This window comes from Fertoeibacter niger (assembly GCF_009380135.2).
In the GTDB taxonomy this organism is placed as follows: Bacteria; Pseudomonadota; Alphaproteobacteria; order Rhodobacterales; family Rhodobacteraceae; genus Fertoeibacter; species Fertoeibacter niger.
The window spans coordinates 58913-84058 of sequence record NZ_WHUT02000004.1 but is presented as its reverse complement, the minus strand read 5'-3'; the positions used below and the strand labels follow the sequence as shown (position 1 = coordinate 84058).

The window sequence follows — 25146 nt, the reverse complement described above, 5'->3', positions numbered from 1 at the left end:
AAGACGGTGGCGGGACCGGGCCATTGAACCGCAAAATACCTAACCCAAGGTAAACGCCAGCCCGGAGTTCCTGCAAGGGCCCGCCTCCTGCAAGGGCCCGCCTGCGGCACGTCGCCCTCTTGCCTGCGCGGGCCGCGGGCCGCATAACCGGGCATCACCTTGCGGAGCGGATCATGATCGGACGCCTGAACCATGTGGCCATTGCCGTGCCCGACCTTGCGGCGGCGGCGGCGCAATACCGGGGCACCCTGGGGGCCGAGGTCGGCCCCGCGCAGGACGAGCCTGACCATGGCGTGACGGTGATCTTCATCACCCTGCCGAACACCAAGATCGAATTGCTGTATCCGCTGGGCGAGAACTCGCCCATCCAGGGGTTTCTGGACAAGAACCCGGCCGGTGGCATCCACCATATCTGCTATGAGGTGGAGGATATACTGGCCGCGCGTGACCGCCTGAAAGCGGCGGGTGCGCGGGTGCTGGGCTCGGGCGAGCCGAAGATCGGCGCGCATGGCAAGCCGGTGCTGTTCCTGCACCCCAAGGACTTCAACGGCTGTCTGGTGGAGCTGGAGCAGGTATGACCATCACCGCCGCCATCGTTCTGTTCGCCATGGTCTGGTTCATGGTGTTCTTCATTGTGCTGCCGCTGCGCGTCACCTCGCAGGGCGAGGCTGGCGCCGTGGTGCCGGGCACCCCGTCATCTGCCCCCGCCGGTTTCGTGGTGGCCCGCAAGGCGCGGCTGACCACGCTGATTGCGGTGGTGGTCTGGGCGGCGCTGTCGGCGGTGATCCTGTCGGGGGTGATTTCGGTGCGCGATTTCGACATCCGCGGCACATTGGGGCCAGAGGGCGCACAGCCCTGATCAGCCCTGCCGGGCGTTCAGCCGGTGGAACAGATGGGTGAAGGTGGCGGCCCCCAGCACCGGGATCAGCAGGTTCACCAAGGGGATCGACAGCGGGGCCGCCATCAGCACCCCCGCCATCCAGATCGTGCCGGGGTAGCGGCGGCGCAGCGCCTTGGCCTGCACCCGGCCCAGCCGGCGCATGGCCACAAGCGTGAAATACTCTCGCCCCAGCAGATAGCCGTTCAGCCCCCAGAACAGGACCGGCGCAAAGGGGCCGACGAACACATAGGCCAGCACCGCCACCGTGTTCACCGCGATCAGCAGGGCAAAGAAATTGGCGCTGTCGATCAGCGTGTCACCCAGCGGCAGGCGCGGCACGGCGGGCAGGTGCGGGTAGTGCCGATCTTCGACCGCCTGGGCCACATCCTCCAGAAAAAGGCCGGTGAAGGCCGAGGCGACGGGCACCATCAGAAACACCGACAGCCCGATCATGAAGAACGCCGACCCCCAGGACACCAGCGTATCCAGCCCGCCCACCGGGCCCACAAGGGGGATCACCACCTCATCCGGGGTGAAGGACTGCAGCAGCCACAGAAAACCGGCATAGACCCCGACCAGCAGCGCCAGCGACAGTGCCACCCCCAAAAACAGCACGCGGCGAAAGCGCCGGTCGCCGATCTGGCCAACGGCGCGCAGAAAATCGCCAAAGATCATGCGGATACCCAGGTAGTCAGCCGGTTGATGTCGGGGCGGGGGCGGTCGGGGGCCATGGCGGTTTCGGTGCCGATATGGATGATGCCCGCAACAAATTCCTGCGGTTCCAGGCCGAATGCCTCGGCCATGAAAGCGCGGTCATGCGATGGCCAGCCTGACAGCCAGTTGGCCCCCCAGCCCGCCGCCTCGGCCGCGTTCAGCAGCGCAAGGCAGACCGCGCCGGCGGAAAGGGTCTGTTCCAGTGCGGGGATCTTTTCTGACGGTTTCGGGCTGGCGATCACCACCACGGCCAGTTTGCCCGCATCATATTGCCCGCGCCCCTTGGCGATCTTTTCTGCGTCGCCGCCCAGGGCGATGGCCCGCGCCTCGGCCAGTGCGGCCAGCCGTGGCATGGCCCCCTGTTCCAGCACCAAAAAGCGCCAGGGTTCCAGCTTGCCATGGTCGGGGCTGCGCACCGCGGCGGTCAGGATCGGGGCCAGCGCGTCGCGGTCAGGCACCGGCAGGCCCAGTGTCTTGGCCGGGCGCGAGCGGCGGGTCAGCAGGAAGTCGAGCGCGGCAGGGTTGGGTGCGGGCATGGGAACCTCGGGTCGGGCGGGTTGGGCCAGATGTCGGGGAAAGGGCAGGTGCGGTCAAGGGGCGGCGGTCAGATGGCGGTGTTTTGCGGGCTTGTGCGGGGGAAGCGGCATCTTGCCAGCCCCCGGGGCGAATTCCGTCCCTTGCGGTCGGTCATCGGCGGGTGCGGCGAAGAGTGACCGCTGGTAAAGGATGAGCCCCGGTCAACCGCCGCCGCGCGGCAGGGCAGAATGCGGCGCGCCAGCCACAGCCGCAGTCGCCCTTTGAAAGCGGGATGGGGGCCCCAAACAGCCTGCCCGCCCGCCGGGGTGATGGCGCGTCTTTTGTCGGCAACAGGGCACGCGGCGCGCGTTTCTTGCGATCTTAATGCAGCCGCAGCGCCGCCAGGCTGCGGGGCAGGGGCCGGTCATCCGCCGAGGGCGGAAACAGGGCGGCCAGCGCCTCGACCGCCTGCAACAGATGGGTGGTGTCCTGCCCCTCGCACAGCAGCATCGCCTCGGCCCGCGCCTCGCCCGCGCGGCCCCGGCGGGCGGCGTGGATCATCCGCATCATGTGCCGCTCGTTCGGGGTGATGACCGCGCGGCAGCCGGGGCACAGCGGATTGGAAAACACGAAGACCGACCGCCGGGTCAGCCGCATGGCCTGCGCCACCGCCAGCAGCGCCTGCCCGGTTGCCGGGCCATCGCGTGGCCCCCAGCGTTCCACCGCGATGCGGAAGGCCAGCACCCAGCCCTGGGTTTCCGGCGTGGCAAAGCTGGCGCAGAAATGGCGCAGAAGGGCCAGAAGCCCGGTTTCAAAGCCATCCAGCCCGGCCTGTTCCAGCGGCATGTCGCCCGGGTGCGGCATCTGGCAGCTCATGCCGGCACCTTGCGGGCGTTTCTGAGCATGGGCGATGGCAGGTGGCTGACGCCGGGGGGCAAGGCCGCAGGCACCGCCTGCCGTGCGGGGCCTGCGCTGTGGACGGGGAACGGCGCGGCAAGCGTGCCGTCATGCTGCACGCTGCGCCCCAGCAGGGCGCGCAGCGCGGGGTTCAGCCCGCCACCATGGGCGCGCGCAACGGCATCCATGGCCAGAAGTCGGGTGATGTCGGTCATACGTGCCTCGCTTCGCCTGCCGCCACGGGGCGGACCGGTGGGTGATCTGGCGGGAAACGGCTTGACCTCGGATATTTCTGACAAAAACACTATAGATATGCAAGGCCTCATTCCGGGGTGAATGTCACATCCGCCCAATCAGGCGCAGAATCGCTCTTTGCCCGTCAGAAGGGCCGGACAGGCACCGACACGCCGCGCGTCAATATGCGCAGGGGGGAATAGTGCCGTCATGACTGGGGGCAGGCGTTCAGCCCTTTCGGGTCAGCCGGTAGCTGCCCTCGGGCAGATCCAGTGCGGCGGCCAGATCGTGCAATTGCGCCATGGACAGCGTCAGGCGCATCGGCTCGCCCGTCAGCGGATCAAGCTGTTCCAGCGTCACGCAATCCTCGAAGGCGCAAATCGTCACGTCTTCCTGCAAGGCTACGCCACCCTCGTCGATGAGGGTGATGACGGTCGCGTCGAAATCATGCTCGATGGTAAACATGCCGCAGATGCTAGGGCAGGGGGATGCAAAGCTCAATGCCCCGTGCGTCGTGCCACCCGGCGGTTTGCCACGGGCGCGCAGCTTTTGCCAAAGCGTCGCACCTTCGCGTGAGCAGGTGCCGCGGCGCTTGATCCGGGCTTCTCTGTCCGGGGAAACTTGCTAATCAGGGGAAAAACAAGTCGGGGTGCGGGCATGCGTTATCTGGTGATGGTGGTGATGGTGGCGGGGCTGGCCGCTTGTGCGGCCGTTCCGCAGGGGCCGCTTGCGCCGCCGGTGCCGGTGTCTGCGGGCCCCGCCCCGCAGCCCACCGCCCCGCAGCCCACCGCCACGACCGCGCTGGGCAGGTTTCAGCAGGTGGTGGCGCAGGTGCAGCCTGTCGCCGAGGATCTGTGCCGGCAGCGCACCCGGGGCGTGCCCTGCAACTATCAGATCGCGCTGGACACACGCCCGGGCCAGCCGGCCAACGCCTTTCAGACGCTGGATGGCGCGGGCCGCCCGATCATCGGCTTTACGCCTGCGCTGATCGCCGATGCGCGCAACGCCGATGAACTGGCCTTCGTGCTGGGCCACGAGGCGGCGCATCACATCGCAGGCCACATTCCGCGCCAGCAGGAAACCGCGATGACCGGGGCGCTGCTGGCCGGGGTGCTGGCCTCGCTGGGCGGGGCGGATGAGGCGACGATCCGGCAGGTGCAACAGGTAGGTGCCTCGGTGGGGGCGCGGCAGTTTTCCAAGGAGTTCGAGCTTGAGGCCGATGCCCTGGGGGCCGAGATTGCCTTGCTGGCCGGGTATGACCCGTTGCGGGGGGCCGCGTTCTTTGACCGGCTGCCCGACCCGGGGGATGAGTTTCTGGGCACGCATCCGCCCAATGCCGCGCGGCGCGCGGTGGTGCAGGACACGGTTGCACGGCTGACGGGGCGCTGATCGGGCGGTGGAAATGCGGCAGATCGAGAATGTCGTCAGCGACCGCGGCTCAAGATATGCCGTGTCGGGCGGGCCTGCGGCCAGCCGTGCCGAGGTCGATGCGTTTCTGGTGGCCCTGAAGCACCACAAGAAATTCGCCCGCGCCACGCATAATTCCTGGGCTGTGCTGCTGGCCGATGGCCCGCTGAAGGGTGATGACGGCGAGGCGGGGGCGGGTGCCGCCATCCTGCGCATGCTGGAACGCGCGGGCCTGCGCGATCATGTGGTGGTGGTGACGCGCTGGTATGGCGGCGTGCCGCTGGGCGGTGACCGTTTCCGCCATGTGACAGAGGCCGTGCGGCAGTATCTGGCGGGAGCGTGAGTCTTGCGCCTTGGGTGGCACAGGTGCGGCTGCCTTGCGGCCCGGTTCGGGCGGTGCCAGTGGCGGAACCGACGAACACCGCGACCGAAAAACTGGTTGGCCATGTCTTGCCCGAACGGGCCTTGCCTGTCGTGGGTTTGCGGCCGCGCAGCCGGGATGCGGGGGCGGCGAGGTGGTGACGCGGCGGCAGGAAACGCCAAATGGGGGAACCATTCCCGGCCTGTGGGGTTTTGTCGGTATAGCTGCAACGCAGGAGGATACGATGCAGACGCAACCCTATGCCGCCCCGACCCAGACCACCGCGCCGAACCCGATGGTGTCCAGCGGTGACGTGAACGGCGCGCGGGTCTACAGCCCGACGGGCGATCACCTGGGCAATGTCGACCATCTGATGATCGACAAGCAATCGGGCCGTGTGGCCTATGCCGTGATGTCATTCGGCGGTTTCCTGGGCATCGGTGCCGACCACACGCCGCTGCCCTGGGGCAAGCTGCGCTATGACGTGCAGCTGGACGGCTATGTGACCGACATCACCAAGGAACAGCTTGAAGCGGCCCCCGCCGTGCCGGAAGACTGGCAGCGTGACCGCACCTGGGGTCAGACAGCGCATGACCATTATGGCGTGGCACCTTACTGGATGTGATCTGGGAGGGGGCAGGGCGCGGTTGCGCCCGGCCCCTGCCCGCCGCACAGGCGCAGGTTGCCTGACACATATGCGGGCCGACCGGCCGCAAGCCGCGCCACAAGCCGCGTAATGATCTTGCCGTGACTTGCCGTGAAAGGGCCGCAGCGTTCAAACGCTGCGGTCCGTTGCGTTGCGCGGTCAGACCTCTGCCGCGATCAGCACATCTTGCAGCGCAGGCCAGACTTGCGGGGCTGCGGCCACCACCCTGCCGCCCGCAAGCAAGTAGCCGTCGGCGCAGAACGGGGCGGTGACACCGCCCGCCTCGCGCACCATCAAGAGACCGCCCAGACAATCCCAGGCATGCATATGCGCCTCGAAATAGCTGCCCAGCCGCCCGGCCGCGACCGAGGCCAGCATCAGCGCGCCCGATCCGTTGCGATAGAACACACCGCCTGCCACCAGCAGCGCCTGGACCAGCGCGGCCATTGCGGTGGGGTCGGAGCGGTGGCTGGCCCCGATGCCGGTCTGGCTGTTGGTCAGCCGCACCGCATCGTCCAGCCGCAAGAGCGCCCCGTTCAGCCGCACACCGCCACCCTGACGCGCCGTAAACACCTCGTCAGCGACTGGCACATGGGTTACGGCGGCCACGGTTGCAGCCCCCTGTTGCAGGGCGATCGCCACGCACCAATGCGGCAGACCGGCGATGAAGGGGCTGGTGCCGTCAATCGGGTCGATCACCCAGGTGAAGCCCGAGGTGCCGGCCTGCACGCCCAGTTCTTCGCCCAGAAACCCGTCATCGGGGCAAAGGGCCGCCAGCCGCGCGCGGATCAGTGTCTCGACCTCGCGGTCGGCGCGCGACACGATGTCTTGCGGGCTGGCTTTGGTCTCGACCACCAGATCGGCGCGGCGATGAAAATAGCCAAGGGCCAGCGCGGCGGCCTCGGCGGCGATCTGTTCGGCGGCCTGGTGGCGCGCGGCTATGGCATCGGTCATCGGACATTCCCAGGACAAGGGGCAAAGCCCCGGTTTGCCTGGCGATCTATGCATGGCTTGCCCGTGATGCCAATGGGGCCGCGCGGCTGTGTCATTCGGGACAAGGTTGGGGTTCGCGCAGGTGGGCTAGTGCGCCAGCAAGGTCGGGACCGTGCCCTGTTCCAACATGTCGCGCGTAGCCCCGCCCAGGATCGATTCGCGCAGCCGTGAATGGCCGTAAGCACCCATCACCAGCAGGTCGGCCCCCTGTTCGCGGATATGCCGCAGCAGAACCTGTGCGGTGCGCGGCTCGCTTTGCGCCAGAACCGACACGCCCGCCTTGACACCATGGCGCACCAGCATCTGGCACAATTGACCACCCGGGTCTGACCGTTCGGGGCTGTGCAGCGGCGGGTTGACCACCACGATGCTGACCTGCCGGGCTGCCGCCAGGAACGGCATCGCGCGGCGCACGGCGGCCATCGCCTCGCGGCTCTGGTTCCAGGCGATAATGACGCGGCCGCCTGTCGGCATGGGGGCTTCCATGCCCTGCGGGATGACCAGAACGGCAGACTGCCCGTCGAACAGCGCCGATTCCAGCACGATGGCCGTGTCTTTCGGGCTGTCGCCGCCATAGGGCTGTGGCAGCACCACCAGATCGCTGAACCGCGCGCGCTGGGCCACAAGATCACGCAGGCCGCCGGTTTGCAGCGCCGCACCTTCCAGAGACCAGCGCAGGACCGGGCTTTCGCGCGTCAGGCAATCGCGTGCGGCGGCCTCGTTGGCGCGTGCAACCTCGCGGGCCTGATCCAGCGCGATCTGCATGGCCGAGATTGAATCGCCCATTCCGTAAAAGGCGGGCTGCAATCCGTCCACGCCCACTGCCAGCACGTCAAGATGCGCGTCCTGGGCCTGTGCCAGATTGCTAGCCACCCCCAGCAGGCGACCGATGCCCTGCGGGCCGGTCACGACGGTCAGAATGGATTTGTAGGCCATGATGCGGTCCTCCTCGGTGCCTTTGGATCAGAGGCTGCGACCAAAAGACCCAAAGCGCCCTGATCTGGATCAAGCAATCGGGCCGCTGCGGTTGACATGGATCAAGGCGGCCGCCCGGCGGATGCTCCACCCTCGCCCGCAAAGAGTGCCCGGTCTGCCGCATGGCGGGCCGGTGGGACAGAGGGATGCGGAATGACGGATTACATCAAACTGACCGCGCTGGGCCTGATCACGCTGCTGGCGGCGATTGCCGCCAACCATGCCCGCGATCTGGCCTATATGGTGCATGCCGTGATCATCATGGTGGTCGCGGCTGGCCTGTTTCTGTGGGTGCTGCGCCGGACGGACGAGCCGCGCGCGGCGATGCCGCAGAACGAATACCTGGACGGCGTGGTGCGCTATGGTGTGATCGCCACGGCATTCTGGGGTGTCACCGGGTTTCTGGTGGGTGTGGTCATCGCCTTTCAGCTGGCCTTCCCGGCGCTGAACTTTGAATGGGCGCAGGGGTATGCCAACTTTGGCCGGCTGCGGCCGCTGCACACCTCGGCGGTGATCTTTGCCTTTGGCGGCAATGCGTTGATCTGCACGTCGTTCTATGTCGTGCAGCGCACATCCGCCGCGCGGCTGTGGGGCGGCAACCTCGCCTGGTTCGTGTTCTGGGGCTACAACCTGTTCATCGTGCTGGCGGCCACCGGCTATCTGCTGGGCGCCACCCAGTCCAAGGAATATGCCGAGCCGGAATGGTACATCGACATCTGGCTGACGATCGTCTGGCTGGCCTATCTGGCCGTCTACCTTGGCACGATCATCAAACGGCGCGAGCCGCATATCTATGTCGCGAACTGGTTCTACCTGTCGTTCATCGTCACTGTGGCGATGCTGCATGTGATGAACAACCTGTCGATCCCGGTGTCGGTGTTCGGTTCGAAATCGGTGCAGGTGTTTTCGGGCGTGCAGGATGCGATGGTGCAGTGGTGGTATGGCCACAACGCGGTGGGCTTCTTCCTGACCGCGGGGTTCCTGGGCATGATGTATTACTTCGTGCCCAAGCAGGCCGAACGCCCGGTCTACAGCTATAAACTGTCGATCATCCACTTCTGGGCGCTGATCTTTCTTTATATCTGGGCGGGGCCGCACCACCTGCACTACACCGCCCTGCCCGAATGGGCGGCGACGCTGGGAATGGTGTTCTCGATCATGCTGTGGATGCCCAGCTGGGGCGGCATGATCAACGGGCTGATGACGCTTTCGGGCGCATGGGACCGGCTGCGCACCGACCCGGTGCTGCGGATGATGGTCGTGGCCATCGGGTTCTACGGCATGTCCACCTTCGAAGGCCCGGTGATGAGCATCAAGGCTGTCAACTCCCTGAGCCATTACACAGACTGGACCATCGGCCATGTGCATTCCGGTGCCTTGGGCTGGAACGGCATGATCACCTTTGGCGCGCTTTACTTCCTGGTGCCGCGCCTGTGGAACCGTGACCGGCTTTACAGCCTCGCCATGGTCAGCTGGCACTTCTGGTTGGCCACGATCGGGATCGTTCTTTACGCCAGCGCGATGTGGGTGTCGGGCATCATGGAAGGCCTGATGTGGCGCGAGGTCGATGCCAACGGGTTCCTCGTCAACGCCTTTGCCGACACGGTTTCCGCGAAATGGCCGATGAACATCGTGCGGGGGCTGGGCGGTATGCTCTATCTGGCCGGCAGCATCATCATGTGCGTCAACCTCTGGAAAACCGTCACATCCGCCCCGGGCCGCGCGCCCGCGCCCGCCGCCATTCCCGCCGAATGATCGAGGAAACCCATGTCAATTCTTGACCGCCACAAACCCATCGAACGCCACGCCACGCTGCTGCTTGCGCTCAGCTTTGTCGTGGTCAGCATCGGCGGACTGGTGCAGATCGTGCCGCTGTTCTATCTTGAAAACACCATCGAAAAGGTCGAGGGGGTGCGCCCCTACACGCCCTTGGAACTGACGGGCCGTGACATCTACATCCGCGAAGGGTGCTATGTCTGCCACAGCCAGATGATCCGCCCGATGCGCGACGAGGTTGAACGCTATGGCCACTACAGCCTTGCCGCCGAGTCGATGTATGACCATCCGTTCCAGTGGGGCAGCAAGCGCACCGGGCCAGACCTGGCCCGTGTGGGCGAACGCTATTCCGACGCCTGGCATGTCGATCACCTGACCGATCCGCAATCGGTGGTGCCCGAGTCGGTGATGCCGAAATACGGCTTCCTGTCGGATGTGATGCTGGAGGGTGACTATGTGGCCGATCTGATGGCCACACACCGCATCGTCGGCGTGCCTTACACGGATGACATGATCGAGAACGCCAGCCTCGATTTCGCGGCACAGGCCAATCCCGACCTCGATTATGCGGCCATGCAGGAACGCTATGATGGCGCGCAGGTGCGCAACTTCGACGGCCAGCCTGGCACGTCAGAGATGGATGCGCTGATCGCATATCTGCAGGTGCTGGGCACCATGGTCGATTTCTCGACCTTCATCCCCGATCCCAACCGCTAGGAGGCCGCCATGCAAACCTATAGTCTGCTGCGCGAATTCGCCGACAGCTGGATGCTGCTGGCACTGACGCTGGTGTTTGTCGGCGTGATCTTCTGGGCGTATCGCCCGGGCAGCCGTTCTGCGCATGATGCCGCCGCCGCCTCGATCTTTCGCAATGACACCCGGCCCAAAGCCGCCCCGACCGAAACGGAGCCGCGCTGATGTCCCGCAAGCCCACCAACAAACCGACCGATCCCGGCACCACCGGCCACATCTGGGATGGAATCGAAGAGCTGAACAACCCGCTGCCCCGTTGGTGGCTGTGGACGTTCTATGCCTGCATCCTTTTCGCGCTGATCTACAGCGTGCTGTATCCGGCCTGGCCGCTGCTGAGCCGCGCCACGCCGGGGCTGCTGGGGTATTCCACGCGCGACAACGTCGCTGCCGAAATCCAGCGGTTCGCCGATGCCAATGGCCCGATCCGCGCAAGGCTGGAGGCAGCCGATCTGGCGGCGATCCCCGCCGACCCCGAACTGAACCAGTATGCCACCAGTGCCGGGGCGGCGGTGTTCCGGACATGGTGTGCGCAATGCCACGGGTCGGGGGCGGCGGGCGTGCAGGCCTCGGGCTATCCCAACCTGCTGGACGATGACTGGCTGTGGGGCGGTGACATCGCCAACATCCACACCACCATCGCCCATGGCATCCGCAACACCACCGACCCCGATGCGCGCTATTCGGAAATGCCGAAGTTCGGCGAATTGCTGACACCGGACGAGATAGCGCAGGTGGTGCAGCATGTTCTGGCGATTTCGGGGCAGGACCATGACGCGGGCCTGGCCACGGCGGGGGCCACGCTTTTCGCCGACAATTGCGCGTCCTGTCATGGCGATGCGGGCGAGGGCAACCGTGACCTGGGCGCGCCGGTGCTGACCGATGCGATCTGGCTTTATGGCGGTGACGCGGTGGCCCTGACCGATACGATCACCAACGCACGGTTCGGCGTGATGCCGAACTGGAACACCCGCCTGTCCGAGGCCGACCTGCGCGCGGTCGCGGTCTATGTCCACGGGCTTGGTGGCGGCGAATAGCCTGCCCGGCGGGCCGCTTCAGGCCCGCCAGACACCAATCTGATACCACTGGAGAGCCCCTTGACCCCCACCGACGCCCCGCCACCCAGCCTGTATGCCCCGCGCGAGCCGGTCTTTCCGCGCCGGGTGAAGGGGTATTTCCGCACGCTGAAGTGGTGGATCATGGGGGTGACGCTGGGCATCTATTACATCACGCCTTGGCTCCGGTGGGACCGTGGGCCAAACCTGCCGGATCAGGCGGTTCTGATCGACCTTTCCGGGCGGCGGTTCTTCTTCTTCATGATCGAAATCTGGCCGCATGAGTTTTACTTCGTCGCCGGTTTGCTGATCATGGCCGGGCTGGGCCTGTTCTTGTTCACCTCGGCGCTGGGGCGGGTCTGGTGCGGATATGCCTGCCCGCAAACCGTCTGGACCGATCTGTTCATCCTGGTCGAGCGCTGGGTCGAGGGCGACCGCAACGCGCGGCTGCGGCTGCACCGGCAGGCGTGGAATGGTGAAAAGGCCCGCAAGCGGCTGATGAAATGGGCGGTCTGGCTGTTGATCGCCATGGCCACGGGCGGGGCTTGGGTATTCTACTTTGCCGATGCGCCTACGCTGTTGCGCGGGTTGGTGACGGGCGAGGCGCATCCTGTGGCCTGGGCCTTCATCGCGGGGCTGACGGCCACGACATTCGTTTTCGGCGGCTTCATGCGCGAACAGATCTGCATCTATGCCTGCCCGTGGCCCCGGATTCAGGCCGCAATGATGGATGAGGACACCATCACCGTGGCTTACCGCGACTGGCGGGGCGAACCGCGCGGCAAGCTGCAAAAAGGCGCCATCGCCCCGGCTGATGCCCATGGCGACTGCATCGACTGCATGGCCTGCGTGAACGTCTGCCCCACGGGCATCGACATCCGCGATGGGCAGCAACTGGCCTGCATCACCTGCGCGCTGTGCATCGACGCTTGCGACGACACGATGGCGAAGATCGGCAAGCCACGGGGCCTGATAGATTATCTGGCGCTGACCGATGAGGTGGCCGAACGTGCGGGCACTGCGGTAAAACCGGTGTGGAAGCACATCCTGCGGCCCCGGACGATCCTTTACACAGTGCTGTGGGGCGGAGTTGGCCTTGGTCTGGTGGCGGCGCTGTTCCTGCGGTCTGACATCGGGCTGCATGTGACGCCGGTGCGCAACCCCACTTTCGTCACGCTTTCGGATGGTGCGATCCGCAACACCTATGACTTGCGGCTGCTGAACAAACACGGCGGGGCGCGCGAGTTTGCCATCTCGCTGACTTCGGACGCGGGCCTTGCGCTGACGCTGGAGGGGCAGGCTGCACAGACCGTCACCGTCCCGGGCAATGCGACGACGATGCAGCGCATCTATGTGGTGGCCCCTGCCGGGTCGCGGGCGGCAGGCACGGACCGCACCGACCTGCGGCTGTGGGTCGCGGATCTGGGCAATACCGACCGCATCCACAGCGACACGATTTTCAACGGAAAGGATGACTGAGATGGGCGAACTGACGGGGCGGCATGTGCTGGTGATCACGGTCAGCGCCTTTGCGGTAATCATCGGGGTGAACATGACGCTGGCATATCAGGCCGTGGCCACCTTTCCGGGGCTGGAGGTGAAAAACTCCTACATCGCCAGCCAGAGCTTTGACGCCGACCGCAGCGCGCAGCAGGGGCTGGGCTGGGAACTGTCCAGCGTCTACAGCACAGGTGCGCTGCGCCTGACGTTCCGCGATGCGGCGGGGTTGCCCGCACCGGTGCAGGATCTGCGTGTTCTGGTGGGACGCACGACGGTGGCGCGCGACGATGCAAGGCCGGAATTTACCAGTGCTGACGGGGTGTTCAGCACGCCGCTGGATCTGGCACCGGGCAAATGGATGCTGCATGTCGAGGCCAGCGCCCCCGATGGCACGCTGTTCCGCCAGCGCATCGACCTGTTCGTGAAGGGCTGACCCATGACCATGGCGGATCACGCGGCCCCGATGGCCTGCCCGGCCTGCGCGGTTGTGCCTTCGGCGGAACGGCTGGCGTCGCTGGCGGCGCCCCGGCCCGCGCGGCTGATGCTGTCCTTGCCCACGGCGCATTGCGCGGCCTGCATGTCGGTGGTGGAAGGCGGGCTTCAGGCGCTGCCCGGTGTGCATTCGGCCCGCGTGAACCTGACCCTGCGCCGCGTCAGCGTGGATGCGGCGGCCGATGTGACCGCTGATCGGCTGATCGCGGCGCTGGCCCGGCTGGGCTATGAGGCGCATGAGCTGGACCCGGGGCTGCTGTCTGCGACCGAGACCGACCGGCAGGGCCAGGAACTGCTGATGCGGCTGGGTGTTGCGGGCTTTGCCATGATGAACGTCATGCTCCTGTCGGTCGCCGTCTGGTCAGGGGCCGAAGAGGCGACGCGGCACCTGTTCCACTGGATTTCCGCCATGATCGCCCTGCCCACGGTGGCCTTTGCCGGGCAGCCGTTCTTTCGCAGCGCCTGGGCGTCGCTGCGGGCGCGGCGGCTGGGCATGGATGTGCCGATCAGCCTTGCGCTGATCCTGGCCTCGGGGATGTCACTGTTCGAGACGGTGATGGGCGGGCATCACGCCTATTTCGATGCGGCGGTGTCGCTGACATTCTTCCTGCTGGCGGGGCGCTATCTGGATCACCGCACGCGGGCGATAGCACGGTCTGCCGCCGGGGAACTGGCCGCGCTGGAGGTGCCGCGCGCCACCCTGCTGCGTGACGGGGCCGAGGTGATCGTGCCGATTTCCGAGGTGCGGTCGGGCGATCTGGTGCGCGTGCGGCCCGGCGGGCGCATGCCGGTGGACGGGCTGGTGCTGGAGGGCAGCAGCGAGGTTGACCGATCCTTGCTGACCGGCGAAAGCCTGCCCGGCCATGCAGGCCCGGGCAGCACCGTCAGCGCGGGCGAGGTGAACTTGACGGGGCCGCTGACCCTGCGCGTTCTGGCCGCGGGGCGGGATTCGTCGCTGCACCGGATGGCTGATCTGGTTGCCGTGGCTGAAGCGGCCCGGACCCGTTACACCGGTCTGGCCGAACGTGCGGCGCGGCTTTATTCGCCGTTGGTGCATCTGCTGTCATTCAGCGCCTTTGGCTACTGGATGTGGGCAACCGGGGGCGATTTGCGCTTTGCCATCAACATTTCGGCGGCGGTGCTGATCATCACCTGCCCCTGCGCGCTGGGGCTTGCGGTGCCGGCGGTGGTGACTGCGGCCTCGGGCCGGCTGTTCCGCAAGGGCCTGCTGATAAAGCACGGCACGGCGCTGGAACGGCTGGCCGAGGTGGATACCGTGGTGTTCGACAAGACCGGCACGTTGACGCTGGGGCGGCCCGAGCCCGTGGGGCTGGGGGATCATGCACCGGGTGTGCTGGCGGTGGCGGCCGGGCTGGCGCAGGCGTCGTCGCATCCGTTGGCGCGGGCGCTGGCCGGGCAGGGCATCACACCTGCGGCGGTCACTGGCCTGCGGGAAGTGCCTGGCTATGGCATCGAAGGCCAATGGCGCGGGCAGACCGTGCGGCTGGGTCGGGCCGAATGGGTGGGGGCTGCGGCGCTGCCGGTGACGGCGACCTATCTGGCGCTGGGCGGCCACACGCATGCCTTTGCCTTTGCCGACCGGCTGCGCCCCGGGGCCGATACGGCGGTCGCGGCGCTGAAGGCGCAGGGCAAGCGGATCATCCTGCTGTCGGGCGATGCCGAAGGCCCGGTGGCGGCGATGGCGGCCCGGCTTGGCATTGCCGAATGGTCTTCTAGTTGCCTGCCGCAGGACAAGGCCGCGCGCGTGGCGGCACTGGCCGCCACCGGGCAGCGCGTGCTGATGGTGGGTGACGGGCTGAACGACACGGCGGCGCTGGCGGGCGCGCATGTGTCGGTCAGCCCGGCCTCGGCGCTGGATGCGGCGCGGGTGGCATCGGATATCGTGCTGCTGGGGCAGGATATGGCGCCCTTGGCCGATGCGCTGCGAACGGCCGTGCTGGCGCGGCGGCGGATCAAGGAAAACTTTGCGATCTCGTTGATTTACAATGTGGTGGCGGTGCCATTGGCGTTGATAGGACTGGCCACACCATTGGCGGCGGCGCTGGCCATGTCGCTGTCATCCATTACAGTGGCGCTGAACGCCCTGCGGTTGAGGTAAGCGATGGATATTCTGGCGTGGCTTATTCCGGTATCGCTGTTTCTTGGGGGGCTGGGGCTGCTGGCCTTTGTCTGGGCGCTGCGGTCGCGGCAGTTCGACGACCCGCAGGGTGATGCCAACCGAATCCTGAAACCTGATTGGGACAACCACCCCAAAGACTGAACGCCGCCCGGCACGGCACCGCATTGTTGCAAATGGCTGACCGGCATATCGCTGAGCCCGCGCGTCATCGCGCCCCATGCCGTGCGGGTTGCGATTCGCGCCGCATGCGCCTAGGGTCGCTTTCGACACGGGCCGGCACTTTTGGCGCGGATCAGGAAAGCGATGGACGATGGCCGCCACTTTTGTGCCGAAACTGCTGGACGATTGCGGCAGTTGCCCGATCCGGCAACGGGCGGTCTGTGCCCGCTGTGAACCCGACGAATTGCAGCATCTGGAACAGATCAAGTATTATCGCAGCTTTGAGGCAGGCCAGACGGTGATCTGGTCAGGCGACCGGATGGATTTCGTGGCCTCGGTCGTGACCGGTGTGGCCACGCTGACGCAGACAATGGAGGATGGCCGCAGGCAGATGGTGGGGCTGTTGCTGCCGTCCGATTTCGTTGGCCGCCCGGGGCGGGGCAGCGCCAGCTACGATGTCACGGCGGCCACCGATATGGTCATGTGCTGCTTTCGGCGCAAACCCTTCGAAGACCTGCTGCTGTCTACACCGCATGTAGCACAGCGCCTGCTGGAAATGACGCTGGACGAACTGGATGCCGCGCGCGAATGGCTGCTGCTGCTGGGCCGCAAGACGGCACTGGAGCGGATAGCCAGCCTGCTGGTCATCATTGCCCGACGTCGCGCGGCGCTGGGCAGCACCAGTGCTGGCGGGGCTGTGGTGTTCGATCTGCCTTTGACCCGTGAACAGATGGCCGATTATCTGGGCCTGACGCTGGAAACCGTCAGCCGCAAGATGACGGACCTGCGGCAGAAGGGCATGATCACCATAGCAGGCAACCGCAGGGTAACGATCACCGATCTTGACGCGCTGGCGGCTGTGACAGGCGATGACAGTGACGGGCCTGCCGTGGGCCAGCCCGTCCCCGGACCGATGCGCAGATACGCAAAAGGCGGTGCCTGAAAGTGTTATGGAAGCGCCACCGCTTGCAGTCGATGGCAACTCTGCCCCGTAGCATGGTCGATGTCTGCGACGAATGCGCACCAGCCTGACAGTCAGGTTCGGGCCGGTGTGACAGGTCATCCGTGCCGGCAACGGCCCGGTCTGACAGGTTGAGGGCTGATCCCCGCTGTTCTGGTTGCGATGCAGCCTTGCCTGTTACTGCCAGCAACCCTGACAAGGTGGTGCTACAAGGAAGCGGCGGGCAATTTGTCGGTTGCGGCACCGGGGCCCTGCATGTCGGTCGTTCGGCACCGTCGGCAGAAGGGGGCGGTTCCCCGATGCCGCCAGCACCAAAGTCGCGCCGCGATCCGTGCCCACCCGCCAAGCAAGATGCAGCGCGCAATGCCGGATTTTTCCCCTTGCGCCCTGAAAGCGCCTCGCATAATAAGCCGCTCACGCCAGAGATGGCCCGTTCGTCTATCGGTTAGGACACCAGGTTTTCAACCTGGGAAGAGGGGTTCGACTCCCCTACGGGCTGCCACTTACCCTGTATAAATTATTGATTGTTATCAATAATATTCATGCTTGAAGGTCTTTGGTTGAAACCAGCCACTACAAGTTGACGTGTGAAAGCTGCCCATCGGGCGTTTCGACGGGCCGAGGGCGCCCGATCATGCGGGCGGTTGCAACGCACCTTGGTCGAACAGCACACAAGGCAGCCTGGCCCGGTGCTGATTGTGCGGCGCAACGACACACCGCAGGTTTGCCAAAGCAAAGGCAGGCAACGGCCCTGCGCCAAGCAGCCGGGTCTGATGGTCTGGCAGATCGGATCGCGATGGAATGCCTTGCCGTGGTTTCCGATGCCGGTTCTGGCCTGTTGCCGCTAAAGGCTGCGCGTCATGAAGACCGAATGCGGATCGTCCCAATAGCCTGCAAATGGCGGGCATGTGGCAAAACCGGCCTTGGCATAAAGGGTGCGTGCGGGGGCGAACACGTCTTCTACCCCCGTTTCCAGACTCAGGCGTTGAAAGCCCGCGGCGCGCGCCTGATCCAGCAGGTGATCCAGCAGGACGCGGGCCAGTCCCCTGCCACGCGCCTCGGCCACCACATGCATGGATTTGATTTCGGCATGGTCGGGCGCTATGGCTTTCAACGCCGCCATGCCCAGCAGCGCCTCACCCTCGCGCAGGGTAAAGAACTGCACATCATCGCCTGCCAGTGCCTGCGGATCCAGCGCATGCACGCTTTCGGGCGGCGAAGAGGCGCGCATCAGATCAAGATGCCGTTGCAGCAGCACCAGAACGGGCGCGCGCAGCGGGCTGTCGCGATAGATCGCGATCATCAATGCGTCCAGGCACCACGGCGGTCAGTGGCGAAATTATCGCCATAGCCGCGCGCGCGGATCACCGGCTTGCGGGTTTTCGGTTCAACCACATCGGCGCTGATGCCATGGGCGCGCGCATAGTCTTCGGCGGCCTCGCGCGTGTCGAAACGCAGTTTCACCTGCGCCTGCGTGTCGTCCGAAGATGTCCACCCCATCAGGGGATCAACCTCACGTGCCGAAGCGGGGGCAAATTCCAGCACCCAACCCTTTGCCTTGGCAGTGCCCGATTGCATGGCGGTCTTCGACGGCTGGTAGATGCGGGCACGCATGGGAGGGCTCCTTGGCTGACCTGCCGTGTTATTGCGACTTTCCGGTCAGCGCGCAAGATGCTTGGGCACGCGCAAGATGCCTAGACGAAGGTGCTGTCGGCAGGCCACGGGGAGTGTGGGTGGGGTGTGTGGTGCAGCCAGCCGACAGCGGTTCGTTGCTAGCCCCTGAACCTTGCCCCAAAGCTGCGGGATTTTCAAAGGAAACTTCGCGCAGAATCCGGCATTTTCCTTAAAATTGAAGCACTTCCGTGAAGGTTTCCTTCATGATGCTTAACAGCATGTAAACAAGTTTACGCTACGACAGCCTGCCGCGTTTACAGGATTGGCAAGCTGTGCAAAAAAGCGATGCCGCGCCGTGGAAGCGGTAACATTTTCCGCACGCTGCGGGGCCATGCCCGAGGATTGACCATGTCTTTGCAACTCGTCCCTTTGTTGTTTTGTGCGGTGCTCGCCGGCACTGCCGCCGCTGCGCAGGATTTCGACATCCAGCCCTATGCCGCCAATGTGCGCGGCTGGCAGGTCGATGTGCTGTCGGATGATCAGGGCTTTCTGGCCTGCTCCGGCATCAGTCCGCAACAGGCGCACGGCTTTCTGGGCGTCATGCAGACACGCGACGGCTGGATGCTGCGGGTGCCGTCAGACCGCAGCGAATCCTGGGACGGCGCGGTTGTCACGATTGACGGGCGCGTCATCGATTCGCAGGTGGAGTTTCAGCCCGAAGGCGCGGGCCATATCGGCATCAGCGAGGCTGCCGTCGGATGGATCGCGCAGGGCAGCCGCCTGAAGGTGGCGATGAACGGCGACCAGACGACAGATTGGCGCCTGGACGGTTCGGCAGCGATGGTGGGCAAGGTGCGGGAGTGTTTTGCCCGCAAGGCGGGCAGGCCGACTGTGGCCATCACCGCGCCCGCCCCGGTGGTGGAAAGCGATGCGTTGCGGCCCGGCGCTGGCTGCCCCCGGATGTGCAGCGTGGTGTCCACCTCGAACGACACCCCGGCCACGGTGCAGTTCTACAATGCCTCGGATGTGGCGATCACGCTTTACTGGCTCGATTTCACCGGCCTGCCGGTCGAATATGCCGGCCTGCTGCCCCGCGATGATTTTACAGTGAACACATGGGCCGAACACCGCTGGCTGGCACGCGACTTTCAGGGGGTCTGTCATGGCGGCGTGATCACCCCGGCGGGCGGTGCCCAGGTCTGGGAAATTTACTGAGGCTACGGCCCCGGCATCAATCGCCGGGGCACCCCTTGCATCGGAACAAAAACGGATCAAATCTGGCATGTCACCCGGAGACACCAGATGCACAACAATTCGCCCGACCATTTGCCGGACCTGTCCACCGTCATCGCCCCCCGCCGCCCCAAGCTGGAGGGCGGGCGGCGCTTCCGGCTGAACACGCCGTTTCAGGCGGCGGGCGACCAGCCCACGGCGATTGCCGAACTGACGGCGGGCGTTCTGGCGGGCGAGCAGAACCAGGTGCTGCTGGGCGCGACCGGCACGGGCAAGACATTCACCATGGCCCGGGTGATCGAGGAAACGCAGCGCCCGGCCATCATCCTTGCCCCCAACAAGACGCTGGCCGCGCAGCTTTACGGCGAGTTCAAGGGGTTCTTTCCCGACAATGCCGTGGAATATTTCGTATCCTACTACGATTACTATCAGCCCGAGGCCTATGTCGCGCGGTCTGACACCTATATCGAGAAGGAAAGCCAGATCAACGAGCAGATCGACCGGATGCGCCATTCGGCCACCCGGGCGCTGCTGGAACGCGATGATGTGATCATCGTCGCCTCGGTCTCCTGCATCTATGGTATCGGGTCGGTGGAAACCTATTCCGCCATGACGCAGGATCTGGTGGTCGGCAGCAACTATGACCAGCGGCAGGTGCTGGCCGAACTGGTGTCGCAGCAATACCGCCGCAACGATCAGGCCTTTCAGCGCGGCAGTTTCCGCGTGCGCGGCGATTCGGTCGAGGTCTGGCCCGCCCACCTGGAAGACAGGGCCTGGCGTTTCAGCTTTTTTGGCGAGGAGCTTGAGTCGATCATCGAATTCGACCCGCTGACCGGGGCGAAAACCGACAGTTTCAAGCAAATCCGAATCTATGCCAATTCGCATTACGTCACGCCGCGCCCCACGATGCAGCAGGCCATCATCGGCATCAAAAAGGAATTGCGCCACCGGCTTGACCAATTGGTGAACGAGGGCAAGCTTTTGGAGGCGCAGCGGCTGGAACAGCGCTGTTCCTTTGATCTGGAAATGCTGGAGGCGACGGGCGTCTGCAATGGCATCGAAAACTACTCGCGCTATCTGACAGGGCGTGCGCCGGGCGAACCGCCGCCCACCTTGTTCGAGTTCATTCCCGACAATGCCATTGTATTCGCGGACGAATCCCATGTCTCGGTGCCGCAGATCGGCGGCATGTACAAAGGCGACTACCGGCGCAAGTTCACGCTGGCCGAACATGGCTTTCGTCTGCCCAGCTGCATGGACAACCGCCCGCTGAAATTCGAGGAATGGGATGCGATGCGCCCGCAATCGGTGTTCGTCAGCGCCACGCCCGCGGCATGGGAGATGGAACAGACCGGCGGCGTGTTCACCGAACAGGTCATCCGCCCCACCGGCCTGATCGACCCGATGGTCGAGATCCGCCCGGTAGAGATGCAGGTGGATGACCTGCTGGACGAGATCCGCAAGGTGGCACAGCAGGGGTTGCGCGTGCTGGTCACGGTGCTGACCAAGCGCATGGCCGAGGATCTGACCGAGTATTTCCACGAACAGGGCATCCGCATCCGCTATATGCATTCCGACATCGACACCATTGAACGCATTGAAATTCTGCGCGATTTGCGGCTGGGGGCGTTTGATGTGCTGGTGGGCATCAACCTTTTGCGCGAAGGGCTGGATATTCCCGAATGCGGGCTGGTTGCGATTCTGGATGCGGATAAAGAGGGTTTCCTCAGGTCCGAAACCTCGCTGATCCAGACCATCGGGCGGGCGGCGCGCAATTCCGAAGGGCGGGTCATCATGTATGCCGACCGGATCACCGGCAGCATGGAACGCGCGATGCGCGAGACCGACCGGCGGCGGGAAAAGCAGGTGGCCTACAACACCCTGCACGGCATCACGCCCACCACGGTGAAGAAAAACGTCGAGGATGTGCTGGCGGGCCTGTGGCAGGGCGACACCGACATGGCCCGTGTCACCGCCAAGCTGGACAAGCCGATGGTCGGCTCCAACCTTGCCGCGCATCTGGATGCGCTGCGCCTGGCGATGCGCAAGGCGGCGGAAAACCTGGAGTTCGAGGAAGCCGCCCGCCTGCGCGACGAGGTGAAGCGGCTGGAGGCGGTAGAACTGACCATCGCCGACGACCCGCTGGCCCGGCAATCAGCGGTGGACGAAGCGGTGGAAGAAGCCGTATCGCGCAGCGGGCGGTCAACCGCAGGTCGGGCGGGGACGCGCGGCGGCAAGGCGCGGCGCAGGAAGTGATGCGGGAAAAGTTGGGCTAGCCCGCCGAGCCCCCCCTCAATCGCCCAGCTTGGCATGCACCTCGTCCAGATCCACCGGGCCCAGTGGCATCTTGTTGCCGGGGTTGTCGAAGTCATAGCGGAACAGCTGGAAATCGCGCTTGTAGATTTCCCACATCAGATGTTTTGACAGATCGTCAAAGTAATCTTCCACCGGATGCGCGCGCTTGGGGCCATGCCCTTCGCTTTCATTGAACTTCGGGATGGTCTTGAGGTCGACCTGATGCGTGGTCGTGATCTGGCCCAGCACGCCGCTCATGCCCTCATCGAACTTTTCAGTGAAAAAGATAGCGTCATAGCGCCCGCCGTTCACGATATAGGTCGAGATATGCCCCGCCATGGCCGACCAGTGGATGTCAGGCTCCATCGGTTTGCGGAAGCGGATGGTGTCGCGGGCGAACAGCAGGAATCGGCGAAAGCTGGCGATCTGGTCAAACTCCTGCTTGCCGTCATCGCCGCCCACCTCGATGCCGTATTTCTGTATCAGCATCGGCACCAGATTGCCGCGATACCGCTTGCCGTTGCGCTGGATGCCGCAAATCTTGTCGAAGAACGAGCTGAGGATGCGGGTGTAGGGATTGCGCACACAGGTGAAGGCATAGGATTTGTGCCCCCGCACATTCGCCTCGATCACCGGCTGGCTGGCCTCGATCGCCCATTTGTGCAGGCCGCCTGTGGCATCATGGATGTCGCCGTCAAAGAACCGGCCATGGTCGGAATAGAACATGATCTGGCCGATGGTCGAACAGGCGCATTTCGGCACCACGCGGTAGACCACGCTTTCGCTTTCCGTCATCCAGGTGCCGGGAAAACCCATGAAATCCTGCCTTTGCCAATGGCTTGCGCGGCCCTGTGCCGCCAATGCCCCATCAGGCTGTAAAAAAGCAAAGAAACTCTGTCTTTTCAATGACCAATAAAGCTATCTATGGAAACAACGGCGGCGGCAGGCGGTGAAGAGTTTCGGAAATGGCAAAGATCGCCTACATTCTTCTGTGTCACAAGGACGCGGAGGGCATCATCGCCCAGGCGCAGCGCCTGACCGAGGCCGGGGATTACATCGCCATCCATTTCGATGCCCGGGCCGCGCGCGAGGATTTTGACCGCATAAGGCAGGCGCTGGGGCAGAATCCGTCGGTGGCCTTTGCCGCGCGGCGGGTGCGCTGCGGCTGGGGGGAATGGAGCCTGGTCGAGGCGACCCTGCTGGCGGTGCGCGCGGCGGTGGATGCGTTTCCTCGCGCCACGCATTTCTACATGCTGTCAGGCGATTGCATGCCGATCAAATCTGCCGAATATGCCAGCGCCTTTCTGGACCGCGACGATGTGGACTATGTGGAAAGTTTCGATTTCTTCAAATCCGACTGGATCAAGACCGGAATCCGCGAGGAGCGGCTGATCTACCGGCATTTCTTCAATGAACGCACGCATAAATCCTGGTTCTATGCCTCGATGGATCTGCAAAAGCGGCTGGGCCTGACCCGGCGCATACCTGCCGATCTGCAAATCCAGATCGGCAGCCAGTGGTGGTGCCTGCGCCGCCGCACGGTGGAATGGCTGCTGGATTTCTGCGCCAAGCGCCGCGATGTGATGCGCTTTTTCCGCACCACCTGGATCCCGGACGAGACGTTTTTCCAGACCCTGGTGCGCCATCTGGTGCCCGAACACGAGATCCGCGCCCGCACGCTGACCTTCCTGATGTTCACCGATTACGGCATGCCGGTGAATTTCTACAATGACCACTATGACCTGCTGCTGAGCCAGGACTATCTGTTTGCCCGCAAGATCTCGCCCGAGGCGAAGGAGTTGAAGCTGCGGCTGGGCCAGCTTTATGCCGCAACCGATGTGCATTTCCCGATCTCGAACGAGGGGCGCAGCCTGTTTCGGTTCCTGACCGGGCGGGGCCGCATCGGGCGCCGCTTTGCCCCCCGGTTCTGGGAGACGGAATCGAGCCTTGGGCGCGAACGCACGCTGCTGATGGTGACGTGCAAGAAATGGCATGTGGCCAAGCGGCTGGTGGAACGGGTGCGCAAGGTTACGGGCATTCCGGCGGTGGATTACCTGTTCAACGAGGCCAGCACGCCGCTGCCCGATCTGGGGGGCATCCAATCGACCCTTGAAAAGCGCACGCGGCACCGCCGGGCGCTGGTGCGCATGCTGTTCGACTATTGGAAAACCGAACAGCTGGTGGTCTGCATCGACCCGGCCAATGTTGATCTGATGCAGGATTTCTTTGCCGACCGATCGACCGTGCGGCTGCTGGAGATCGAATGCGAGTTCACCGATGACTATCTGATCGGCCATGCGCGTCGCGTCGGGCTGGCGGGCGAACGCACCCCGCAGGAGACCATCAACCGGCTGCTGCCCACCATCCGCTATGATGTGCGCTTTGAATCCGACCGTATCAGGGATGCCGATTTCGAGGCGCTGTATCGCATCCGCGAGGCGGCGACACCGGCGGAAAATGCCGTGCCTCTGGCCGCATTCCTTGGTATTGCCGAAGCCAAGGCGCGCGTGATCGCCGAGACCGACTATCTGTTTGTGGATTGACCCATGCCCGATGCCGCACTGACCTATACCTATGACCCGCAGAACATCTTCGCCCGCATCCTGCGGGGTGAGATTCCCAACAAAACTGTCTTGGAGACTGCGCACTCCTTGGCCTTTTACGACATTTCACCTCAGGCTCCGGTGCATATCCTGCTGATCCCCAAGGGAGCCTATGTGAATTTCGATCATTTCGCGGCAGAGGCTTCGGCGGAAGAGCTGGTCGATTTCCACCGCGCCGCAGCGCAGATCTGCGCCAGTGCAGGGGTTGCGCCGGGCGTGGGCGGGGCGGGCTATCGCACGCTGTCAAACGCCGGCTCGCATGGCATGCAGGAGGTGCCGCATTACCACCTGCACATTCTGGCCGGCCGGGTGCTGGGACCTTTGGTGCTGAAGGTCTGAGGCGCACCGTCCTGCGTTCGGCCCGGGGAAAGCGCAGGTTTCGGGTCGCACCGGGCGGGGCAGGGCGGTCACAACGGGGCATCGCAACAGCCAAGGGCCATGCCATGACGCTTCGTTTTACCCCGATCCCGACCGATATCGTGCGCGCCTATCAGGCGGGCGCACCCGATGCCAACGGTCAGACGCCCGAACGGGCGGTGTCAGATGGCGTGGGTGTGCCCTGCCGCCACTGCCTGCAAAACGTGCCCGCCGGGGAAGGGATGCTGGTGCTGGCGCACCGGCCCTTTCCGGCCCCGCAACCCTATGCAGAGCTGGGGCCGATATTCCTGTGCGCCGAACCCTGCGCATCGGGCGAAACGGAATCGCTGCCCGCGATCCTGAATGCGCCGGATTACATCGTCAGAGGCTATGGCCCGGATGACCGGATCGTCTATGGCACCGGCGCGGTGGTGCCGACCGCCGCGATTCCTGCCGAGGCAGAGGCGCGTCTGGCCGACCCCCGCGTGGCCTATGTGCATGTCCGCTCGGCCCGCAACAACTGCTTTCAGGTCAGGATCGACCGGGTGTGAGGACCGCGAATTTTCTGCGAAAATTCCAGATACCCGG

At 64.8% G+C, this 25146-nt stretch carries 29 protein-coding genes and 1 tRNA gene; 20 read left to right on the top strand and 10 right to left on the bottom strand.

Annotation, left to right across the window (positions count from 1 at the left end):
- The first annotated feature begins 173 nt into the window (after positions 1-173).
- Together mce and GEU84_RS08050 are read left to right on the top strand one after the other, a co-directional pair.
- Positions 174-578 (top strand): methylmalonyl-CoA epimerase, encoded by a 405-nt coding sequence (gene mce, locus GEU84_RS08055; RefSeq protein ID WP_174539457.1) that lies wholly within the window; start codon positions 174-176, stop codon positions 576-578.
- Positions 575-859 carry a DUF1467 family protein gene (locus tag GEU84_RS08050; RefSeq protein WP_174539456.1) on the top strand — a complete coding sequence of 95 codons (285 nt, stop codon included), beginning with the start codon at positions 575-577 and terminating at the stop codon, positions 857-859. Before mce ends, GEU84_RS08050 begins: the two co-directional genes overlap by 4 nt.
- Here the strand turns inward: GEU84_RS08050 and GEU84_RS08045 are convergent, their stop codons facing one another.
- The 5 genes from GEU84_RS08045 to GEU84_RS08025 form a co-directional block, all read right to left on the bottom strand.
- Positions 860-1552 carry an EI24 domain-containing protein gene (locus tag GEU84_RS08045; RefSeq protein WP_174539729.1) on the bottom strand — a complete coding sequence of 231 codons (693 nt, stop codon included), beginning with the start codon at positions 1550-1552 and terminating at the stop codon, positions 860-862.
- Positions 1552-2130, bottom strand: a complete 579-nt coding sequence (locus GEU84_RS08040) for a nitroreductase family protein (RefSeq protein ID WP_174539455.1) — start codon at positions 2128-2130, stop codon at positions 1552-1554. The genes GEU84_RS08045 and GEU84_RS08040 overlap by 1 nt, the downstream gene beginning before the upstream one ends.
- 361 nt (positions 2131-2491) lie before the next feature.
- On the bottom strand, positions 2492-2986 hold the full coding sequence (locus GEU84_RS08035) for a hypothetical protein (protein WP_174539454.1): 495 nt from the start codon (positions 2984-2986) through the stop codon (positions 2492-2494).
- Positions 2983-3222, bottom strand: coding sequence for a hypothetical protein (locus GEU84_RS08030; RefSeq protein WP_174539453.1), 240 nt, complete (start codon positions 3220-3222; stop codon positions 2983-2985). The genes GEU84_RS08035 and GEU84_RS08030 overlap by 4 nt, the downstream gene beginning before the upstream one ends.
- A 247-nt stretch (positions 3223-3469) precedes the next feature.
- Positions 3470-3706: a hypothetical protein gene (locus GEU84_RS08025; protein ID WP_174539452.1), complete on the bottom strand. Its 237-nt coding sequence runs from the start codon at positions 3704-3706 to the stop codon at positions 3470-3472.
- Positions 3707-3898: 192 nt separating this feature from the next.
- Between GEU84_RS08025 and GEU84_RS08020 the strand changes: the two genes are divergently transcribed.
- The 3 genes from GEU84_RS08020 to GEU84_RS08010 all read left to right on the top strand — a co-directional run bounded on the left by GEU84_RS08020 (position 3899) and on the right by GEU84_RS08010 (position 5634).
- A complete protein-coding gene (locus tag GEU84_RS08020) occupies positions 3899-4630 on the top strand; it encodes a M48 family metallopeptidase (RefSeq protein WP_174539451.1) in 732 nt (243 codons plus the stop codon).
- A 13-nt stretch (positions 4631-4643) separates the two neighbouring features.
- The gene (locus tag GEU84_RS08015; protein ID WP_174539450.1) at positions 4644-4991 is read left to right on the top strand and encodes a YigZ family protein; all 348 of its coding nucleotides are present in this window, start codon (positions 4644-4646) and stop codon (positions 4989-4991) included.
- 262 nt (positions 4992-5253) lie between these two features.
- On the top strand, positions 5254-5634 hold the full coding sequence (locus GEU84_RS08010) for a PRC-barrel domain-containing protein (RefSeq protein WP_241427623.1): 381 nt from the start codon (positions 5254-5256) through the stop codon (positions 5632-5634).
- Between the two features lie 180 nt (positions 5635-5814).
- Here the strand turns inward: GEU84_RS08010 and GEU84_RS08005 are convergent, their stop codons facing one another.
- Together GEU84_RS08005 and GEU84_RS08000 are read right to left on the bottom strand one after the other, a co-directional pair.
- Positions 5815-6609: an inositol monophosphatase family protein gene (locus GEU84_RS08005; RefSeq protein ID WP_174539449.1), complete on the bottom strand. Its 795-nt coding sequence runs from the start codon at positions 6607-6609 to the stop codon at positions 5815-5817.
- Positions 6610-6735: 126 nt separating this feature from the next.
- Positions 6736-7584 (bottom strand): universal stress protein, encoded by an 849-nt coding sequence (locus GEU84_RS08000; RefSeq protein ID WP_174539448.1) that lies wholly within the window; start codon positions 7582-7584, stop codon positions 6736-6738.
- Between the two features lie 192 nt (positions 7585-7776).
- Between GEU84_RS08000 and ccoN the strand changes: the two genes are divergently transcribed.
- The 10 genes from ccoN (at position 7777) to GEU84_RS07950 (ending at position 16958) form a co-directional block, all read left to right on the top strand.
- The gene (ccoN, locus tag GEU84_RS07995) at positions 7777-9378 is read left to right on the top strand and encodes a cytochrome-c oxidase, cbb3-type subunit I (RefSeq protein ID WP_174539447.1); all 1602 of its coding nucleotides are present in this window, start codon (positions 7777-7779) and stop codon (positions 9376-9378) included.
- Positions 9379-9390: 12 nt separating this feature from the next.
- Positions 9391-10116, top strand: a complete 726-nt coding sequence (gene ccoO, locus GEU84_RS07990) for a cytochrome-c oxidase, cbb3-type subunit II (protein WP_174539446.1) — start codon at positions 9391-9393, stop codon at positions 10114-10116.
- A gap of 9 nt (positions 10117-10125) precedes the next feature.
- Positions 10126-10317 carry a cbb3-type cytochrome c oxidase subunit 3 gene (locus tag GEU84_RS07985; RefSeq protein ID WP_174539445.1) on the top strand — a complete coding sequence of 64 codons (192 nt, stop codon included), beginning with the start codon at positions 10126-10128 and terminating at the stop codon, positions 10315-10317.
- Positions 10317-11186: a cytochrome-c oxidase, cbb3-type subunit III gene (gene ccoP, locus GEU84_RS07980; protein WP_174539444.1), complete on the top strand. Its 870-nt coding sequence runs from the start codon at positions 10317-10319 to the stop codon at positions 11184-11186. Before GEU84_RS07985 ends, ccoP begins: the two co-directional genes overlap by 1 nt.
- Positions 11187-11246: 60 nt before the next feature.
- The gene (gene ccoG / locus GEU84_RS07975; protein ID WP_241427622.1) at positions 11247-12683 is read left to right on the top strand and encodes a cytochrome c oxidase accessory protein CcoG; all 1437 of its coding nucleotides are present in this window, start codon (positions 11247-11249) and stop codon (positions 12681-12683) included.
- Position 12684: 1 nt separating this feature from the next.
- A complete protein-coding gene (locus GEU84_RS07970) occupies positions 12685-13137 on the top strand; it encodes a FixH family protein (RefSeq protein ID WP_174539443.1) in 453 nt (150 codons plus the stop codon).
- A 3-nt stretch (positions 13138-13140) separates the two neighbouring features.
- Positions 13141-15315: a heavy metal translocating P-type ATPase gene (locus tag GEU84_RS07965; protein WP_174539442.1), complete on the top strand. Its 2175-nt coding sequence runs from the start codon at positions 13141-13143 to the stop codon at positions 15313-15315.
- Positions 15316-15318: 3 nt separating this feature from the next.
- Positions 15319-15477, top strand: coding sequence for a cbb3-type cytochrome oxidase assembly protein CcoS (gene ccoS / locus GEU84_RS07960; RefSeq protein ID WP_174539441.1), 159 nt, complete (start codon positions 15319-15321; stop codon positions 15475-15477).
- 169 nt (positions 15478-15646) lie between these two features.
- On the top strand, positions 15647-16438 hold the full coding sequence (gene fnrL / locus GEU84_RS07955) for a transcriptional regulator FnrL (protein ID WP_174539440.1): 792 nt from the start codon (positions 15647-15649) through the stop codon (positions 16436-16438).
- A 445-nt stretch (positions 16439-16883) separates the two neighbouring features.
- A tRNA-Glu gene (locus GEU84_RS07950) sits at positions 16884-16958 on the top strand.
- A gap of 342 nt (positions 16959-17300) precedes the next feature.
- On the opposite strand, the gene GEU84_RS07945 is transcribed toward GEU84_RS07950, so the two are convergent.
- Positions 17301-17759: a GNAT family N-acetyltransferase gene (locus tag GEU84_RS07945; RefSeq protein WP_174539439.1), complete on the bottom strand. Its 459-nt coding sequence runs from the start codon at positions 17757-17759 to the stop codon at positions 17301-17303.
- The gene (locus GEU84_RS07940) at positions 17759-18070 is read right to left on the bottom strand and encodes an ETC complex I subunit (RefSeq protein ID WP_174539438.1); all 312 of its coding nucleotides are present in this window, start codon (positions 18068-18070) and stop codon (positions 17759-17761) included. Before GEU84_RS07940 ends, GEU84_RS07945 begins: the two co-directional genes overlap by 1 nt.
- A 444-nt stretch (positions 18071-18514) precedes the next feature.
- On the opposite strand from GEU84_RS07940, the gene GEU84_RS21425 reads away from it, so the two are divergent.
- Both GEU84_RS21425 and uvrB read left to right on the top strand, forming a co-directional pair.
- Positions 18515-19285 (top strand): VHL beta domain-containing protein, encoded by a 771-nt coding sequence (locus GEU84_RS21425; RefSeq protein WP_174539437.1) that lies wholly within the window; start codon positions 18515-18517, stop codon positions 19283-19285.
- 87 nt (positions 19286-19372) lie between these two features.
- Complete coding sequence (gene uvrB, locus GEU84_RS07930; RefSeq protein ID WP_241427621.1) at positions 19373-21559, top strand: excinuclease ABC subunit UvrB; 2187 nt, start codon at positions 19373-19375, stop codon at positions 21557-21559.
- A 36-nt stretch (positions 21560-21595) separates the two neighbouring features.
- Here uvrB and GEU84_RS07925 read toward each other — a convergent pair whose 3' ends face one another.
- Positions 21596-22414 carry a sulfotransferase family protein gene (locus GEU84_RS07925; protein ID WP_174539436.1) on the bottom strand — a complete coding sequence of 273 codons (819 nt, stop codon included), beginning with the start codon at positions 22412-22414 and terminating at the stop codon, positions 21596-21598.
- Positions 22415-22563: 149 nt separating this feature from the next.
- On the opposite strand from GEU84_RS07925, the gene GEU84_RS07920 reads away from it, so the two are divergent.
- The 3 genes from GEU84_RS07920 (at position 22564) to GEU84_RS07910 (ending at position 25109) form a co-directional block, all read left to right on the top strand.
- Entirely contained in the window at positions 22564-24141 is a 1578-nt protein-coding gene (locus GEU84_RS07920) for a DUF5928 domain-containing protein (RefSeq protein ID WP_174539435.1), read from the top strand.
- Positions 24142-24159: 18 nt separating this feature from the next.
- Positions 24160-24540, top strand: coding sequence for an HIT domain-containing protein (locus GEU84_RS07915; protein WP_174539725.1), 381 nt, complete (start codon positions 24160-24162; stop codon positions 24538-24540).
- A 104-nt stretch (positions 24541-24644) separates the two neighbouring features.
- Entirely contained in the window at positions 24645-25109 is a 465-nt protein-coding gene (locus tag GEU84_RS07910; RefSeq protein WP_174539434.1) for a DUF1203 domain-containing protein, read from the top strand.
- Positions 25110-25146 lie beyond the last annotated feature (37 nt).

What these genes read in the sequence shown, in the direction of transcription:
- GEU84_RS08005 (WP_174539449.1), bottom strand. Translation starts at nt 6,609, where the DNA reads ATGACCGATGCCATAGCCGCGCGCCACCAGGCCGCCGAACAGATCGCC.
- GEU84_RS08000 (WP_174539448.1), bottom strand. Translation starts at nt 7,584, where the DNA reads ATGGCCTACAAATCCATTCTGACCGTCGTGACCGGCCCGCAGGGCATC.
- GEU84_RS08025 (WP_174539452.1), bottom strand. Translation starts at nt 3,706, where the DNA reads ATGTTTACCATCGAGCATGATTTCGACGCGACCGTCATCACCCTCATC.
- GEU84_RS07910 (WP_174539434.1), top strand. Translation starts at nt 24,645, where the DNA reads ATGACGCTTCGTTTTACCCCGATCCCGACCGATATCGTGCGCGCCTAT.
- GEU84_RS07965 (WP_174539442.1), top strand. Translation starts at nt 13,141, where the DNA reads ATGACCATGGCGGATCACGCGGCCCCGATGGCCTGCCCGGCCTGCGCG.
- GEU84_RS08040 (WP_174539455.1), bottom strand. Translation starts at nt 2,130, where the DNA reads ATGCCCGCACCCAACCCTGCCGCGCTCGACTTCCTGCTGACCCGCCGC.
- ccoN (WP_174539447.1), top strand. Translation starts at nt 7,777, where the DNA reads ATGACGGATTACATCAAACTGACCGCGCTGGGCCTGATCACGCTGCTG.
- GEU84_RS07920 (WP_174539435.1), top strand. Translation starts at nt 22,564, where the DNA reads ATGGCAAAGATCGCCTACATTCTTCTGTGTCACAAGGACGCGGAGGGC.
- GEU84_RS08015 (WP_174539450.1), top strand. Translation starts at nt 4,644, where the DNA reads ATGCGGCAGATCGAGAATGTCGTCAGCGACCGCGGCTCAAGATATGCC.
- GEU84_RS07985 (WP_174539445.1), top strand. Translation starts at nt 10,126, where the DNA reads ATGCAAACCTATAGTCTGCTGCGCGAATTCGCCGACAGCTGGATGCTG.
- fnrL (WP_174539440.1), top strand. Translation starts at nt 15,647, where the DNA reads ATGGCCGCCACTTTTGTGCCGAAACTGCTGGACGATTGCGGCAGTTGC.
- GEU84_RS07940 (WP_174539438.1), bottom strand. Translation starts at nt 18,070, where the DNA reads ATGCGTGCCCGCATCTACCAGCCGTCGAAGACCGCCATGCAATCGGGC.
- GEU84_RS07970 (WP_174539443.1), top strand. Translation starts at nt 12,685, where the DNA reads ATGGGCGAACTGACGGGGCGGCATGTGCTGGTGATCACGGTCAGCGCC.
- uvrB (WP_241427621.1), top strand. Translation starts at nt 19,373, where the DNA reads ATGCACAACAATTCGCCCGACCATTTGCCGGACCTGTCCACCGTCATC.
- ccoS (WP_174539441.1), top strand. Translation starts at nt 15,319, where the DNA reads ATGGATATTCTGGCGTGGCTTATTCCGGTATCGCTGTTTCTTGGGGGG.
- GEU84_RS08035 (WP_174539454.1), bottom strand. Translation starts at nt 2,986, where the DNA reads ATGAGCTGCCAGATGCCGCACCCGGGCGACATGCCGCTGGAACAGGCC.
- GEU84_RS07945 (WP_174539439.1), bottom strand. Translation starts at nt 17,759, where the DNA reads ATGATCGCGATCTATCGCGACAGCCCGCTGCGCGCGCCCGTTCTGGTG.
- ccoP (WP_174539444.1), top strand. Translation starts at nt 10,317, where the DNA reads ATGTCCCGCAAGCCCACCAACAAACCGACCGATCCCGGCACCACCGGC.
- GEU84_RS08030 (WP_174539453.1), bottom strand. Translation starts at nt 3,222, where the DNA reads ATGACCGACATCACCCGACTTCTGGCCATGGATGCCGTTGCGCGCGCC.
- GEU84_RS08020 (WP_174539451.1), top strand. Translation starts at nt 3,899, where the DNA reads ATGCGTTATCTGGTGATGGTGGTGATGGTGGCGGGGCTGGCCGCTTGT.
- GEU84_RS08010 (WP_241427623.1), top strand. Translation starts at nt 5,254, where the DNA reads ATGCAGACGCAACCCTATGCCGCCCCGACCCAGACCACCGCGCCGAAC.
- ccoO (WP_174539446.1), top strand. Translation starts at nt 9,391, where the DNA reads ATGTCAATTCTTGACCGCCACAAACCCATCGAACGCCACGCCACGCTG.
- GEU84_RS08050 (WP_174539456.1), top strand. Translation starts at nt 575, where the DNA reads ATGACCATCACCGCCGCCATCGTTCTGTTCGCCATGGTCTGGTTCATG.
- GEU84_RS07925 (WP_174539436.1), bottom strand. Translation starts at nt 22,414, where the DNA reads ATGGGTTTTCCCGGCACCTGGATGACGGAAAGCGAAAGCGTGGTCTAC.
- mce (WP_174539457.1), top strand. Translation starts at nt 174, where the DNA reads ATGATCGGACGCCTGAACCATGTGGCCATTGCCGTGCCCGACCTTGCG.